Here is a 3,671-nt window from a genome sequence, read left to right on the forward strand (position 1 = left end):
TGGAATGGTAAAGACAAATGCAGAGAGTGGTAAAATACGCTGCATTCGTTGGTAAAAAAGATTGCATTGGTGGTACAAATCAAATGCCGTACTCAAATAATGAGGCTATTGATCAAGAAATATCTCACTTACGAAAATTTAATAGTAGTGTGATGGTCTCAAAAGATATTAGAGAACGGATAAAGGAAATAAATACTCTATTTAAAAGGTACGAAAATAATGAGATAGCAAAAGATTACTTAAAAAAAACTCTAGAGTTACAATTAATAAATATTGATCATAAATTAGAAATGAATAGTTTCGCATGGATGAATTCTTTCCTATTAAGATTGGTTAAATGATTATTCTAAGCGTTCACCAACTGGTGAGCGTTTTTTATTGCAGAAAGAAGGTGACAGAATATTATAAATAAACATATTGAACAATTTCAACGTGAGTTATTGTTTATAAGCACACCGGAAAACTACTGGCATCTGGTAGATGAATATGAGAAGAAAAGGGAAGCAGAAAGGATGATATATAATGAAGAATATCGAACGGTTGAAAATGGAAATCAAAGGTATTGATTTTTCTGATTCTGAACTAAAGATTTATATGGAAGAAAACGGACTTAAAAGCAGTGGTACATACGATACATCCGACAAAGAAAATCATCTTTCTATACTTGAAACAGCATTGAGTGTGCTTGAATCGGAAGCTAACAATATTGAGGGAATGAAGGATTATCAAAAAAATGATCTCCAAGTTTCTTCATATAATGATGCACTTATGCAGCGCATAGATCAGTTAAATGAAAAAATCCGAAAAGTGAAAATGGAATTGGACACTAACAACGATTCAGATTTCTTTATGTTGTTTTCTGAGTAGGAGGTTGCAATAATGGATAATATACAGAAAGACTATAACAAAATGCTTTCATATTTCGGGGAAGATGTGCAACAGGATGGTGATACGCTTCATGCTATTATTACACAGTATTCAAGATCACCAAACAGGGAATATGATGAATACATGATTTCCAGCAGCCAAAAAATCAGTCGGGGAGATTTAATTACGTATCACGAAAGCAACTGGCTTGTTGTAAGTGAAATAAAGTATAATGGATATGAATATGTCGGTTTTATTAGGCATTGCAATTATACCAATGAAATCAAAGTTGGTGAAACCAGAGAAGTGACAGGAACAGACAGCATGGGGCGTCCTATTTTTGAAACGACACCTGAGTATGCTGAGGTTAAGGGCATAATTGAATCGAACAGCTTTTCAATAGATCAAACATCCGGGTTGAAAATACCTGCGAATGAATCGGTTTTGACGGTTCAGGATAATGAAGAAACTCGAAAAGTTGAGTTAGGAACAAATATTGATGTTTTTGGACGTATGATGCAGATATACGGGACGAATCGTACAAAAATAGGACTACTGGTGTTTTCCCTGCAAAGAAATGATTAACTTATTTCCCACTTGCTCAAATTGAGTGAGTGGGCTTTTTTTATTGACTAATTAAATGATACATAATATAATTTAATTAAATAATAAGTATCATTTGGAGGTAAATATGAATTTCGTTGAACCAATCAGAAACAAAAAAGAGATACAAAGAATGGCAGATGCTTTGTATGAAAAAAGTGAACGTGATCACTTGCTATTTATCTTAGGTGTATCTACTGGTTTCCGTATATCTGATCTTTTGGATTTGCGTTATTCTGAAATCCTAAATAACGATGGAACAGTTAAGGACTACGTAAAATTAAGAGAAACAAAAACGGGCAAGAATAATAAAATTAAAATTACAGATAAGCGGAAAGAGGATATTGCAAATTATAAGGGAAAATATTTTGATGGAAGTATGGATGCTTACGTTTTCCCCAGTCAGAAAAAAGATGAAAATGGCAATCCTAAACCGATGAATAGACAACAAGTGTGGAGAATACTTCAAAGGACTGCTAATGATTTAGGAATTGCCGATATTGGAAGTCATTCAATGAGAAAAACTTTTGGATATGGATTATTTAAGAAAGGTGTCGATGTTGCTGTAATCCAAGATATGTTGAATCACAGCAACCAGAAAGAGACACTTCGATATATAGGTATCAATCAAGACATGAAAGATGAAGCGATTGAAGCACTTGATTTTTGATACGGTTTATTATTGAAGTAATTGTAAAACTTGCTGTGGTTGCTGATTAGCTTGAGCTAACATAGATTGAGATGCTTGTGCGAGTGTGCTTGCTCTTGTTTGTTCCATCATTTCTTGTGCCATATCTACATCACGTACTCTCGATTCTGCGGAACTAAGGTTCTCGGAAGAGTTATTAAGATTAGAAATTGTATGTTCTAATCTGTTTTGGTAAGCACCTAATTTTGATCTTTCGGAAGAAACTGTTTCTATAGCATCATCAATGATGGAAATGGTATTTTCTGCTTCTTCTTGATCAGTGATAAATGTATTCTCTTTATTATCTACTGTAACTTCGCCGTTATTAACAGATAAATTCAATTCTCCTTCTTTAAGGTCCTCATAATTAAAATTAGCCAATAGAGTTTGCGTTTCACCAGCTACTCTATTCCAGTCAATATGGGATTCTGAACTTGAAACAGTTCTTCCTAAATCAAACTCACCGCCAGTTAAGTGAAGATAAGGATCGTCATCTTCATTTTTAGAAATTGATATAGTGTAATCACCATCATCGAAGTTATCTGTTGCTTCTACATTCGTAATTCCGAGAGTTGGTTTTTCTTTAGATAATAGTTTTGTTGAATCCATGCGATTTATATCTATATCAAAGTTTTGATCAGCGTTTGCTCCGACTTGAATACTTTCTTTAAAACTTCCGTCCAATAAGTTCTTTTTATTAAACTGCGTATTTTTAGCAATACCATCAATCTCTTTTGTTAATTCCCCAAACTCCTTTTGTAAACTTTCCCTATCTTTGTCAGTGTTTGTTCCGTTAGCAGATTGTACTGACAGTTCACGCATACGTTGGAGAATACTATGTGTTTCATCAAGCGCACCTTCAGCAGTCTGAATCAAAGAAATGCCATCTTGCGAGTTTCTGCTTGCCTGATCCAATCCTCTGATTTGAGCTTCCATTTTCTCAGATATAGCTAAACCTGCTGCATCGTCTGCTGCTTTATTAATACGTTGTCCAGAGGACAGTTTCTCCATACTAGAAGTCAGCGCTTTATTATTTTTATTGAGTTGGTTAAGTGTATTTAATGCTGGTATGTTTGAATTAATAATCATAAGAACACCTGCTTTAATTCATGGATTATCATTATTATCGTCATTATCCACTGGAGTTTTATGGATGTTGGATAATTTTAGTTCGACCTACATACAACCAAAGGTTTTTTGTTACTGCTAGGGAAATTTGACCGTTTATTGCTGGACCGTATGGTCCACAAATTGACAGGCAGTCTGTCCGGGAACAGACGAAAGAAAGCAGGAGAATCGCTCTCCTCCTGCTATTGAAATTCTCCTGTTATGACATCTTTCACCATGTGATCATCAATAATGCGATGGCCACTTTGAGAACCATACATTAAACAATGGGTACACACTTTATTAATCAGCCTTGGGGTGCCGTTTGTGTACTGATGAATCTCCTCTATAGCTGCATCAGAAAAGATATCTGCCTGATTTCCAGCATACGTAAGGGAAGTCTTTA

Annotated in this window: 5 protein-coding genes and 1 pseudogene; 4 read left to right on the forward strand and 2 right to left on the reverse strand. The window is 34.7% G+C overall.

Going from position 1 to position 3,671, the window contains the following annotated elements:
- Nucleotides 1-17: 17 nt before the first annotated feature.
- The 4 genes from BM058_RS17860 to BM058_RS17875 all read left to right on the forward strand — a co-directional run bounded on the left by BM058_RS17860 (nucleotide 18) and on the right by BM058_RS17875 (nucleotide 2,140).
- Nucleotides 18-341, forward strand: coding sequence for a hypothetical protein (locus BM058_RS17860; protein WP_090929138.1), 324 nt, complete (start codon nucleotides 18-20; stop codon nucleotides 339-341).
- Nucleotides 342-522: 181 nt separating this feature from the next.
- A complete protein-coding gene (locus BM058_RS17865) occupies nucleotides 523-867 on the forward strand; it encodes a hypothetical protein (protein ID WP_090929141.1) in 345 nt (114 codons plus the stop codon).
- 12 nt (nucleotides 868-879) lie between these two features.
- Nucleotides 880-1,452, forward strand: a complete 573-nt coding sequence (locus BM058_RS17870) for a hypothetical protein (RefSeq protein ID WP_090929143.1) — start codon at nucleotides 880-882, stop codon at nucleotides 1,450-1,452.
- Between the two features lie 106 nt (nucleotides 1,453-1,558).
- On the forward strand, nucleotides 1,559-2,140 hold the full coding sequence (locus BM058_RS17875; RefSeq protein WP_090929145.1) for a tyrosine-type recombinase/integrase: 582 nt from the start codon (nucleotides 1,559-1,561) through the stop codon (nucleotides 2,138-2,140).
- A gap of 9 nt (nucleotides 2,141-2,149) precedes the next feature.
- Here BM058_RS17875 and BM058_RS17880 read toward each other — a convergent pair whose 3' ends face one another.
- Nucleotides 2,150-3,247 (reverse strand): flagellin N-terminal helical domain-containing protein, encoded by a 1,098-nt coding sequence (locus BM058_RS17880; RefSeq protein WP_090929148.1) that lies wholly within the window; start codon nucleotides 3,245-3,247, stop codon nucleotides 2,150-2,152.
- 221 nt (nucleotides 3,248-3,468) lie between these two features.
- A pseudogene (locus tag BM058_RS18555) lies at nucleotides 3,469-3,671 on the reverse strand (AAA family ATPase); the annotation flags it as partial.

Origin of the sequence: Salibacterium qingdaonense, from assembly GCF_900114715.1 — a bacterium.
GTDB classification, from domain to species: Bacteria; Bacillota; Bacilli; order Bacillales; family Marinococcaceae; genus Salibacterium; species Salibacterium qingdaonense.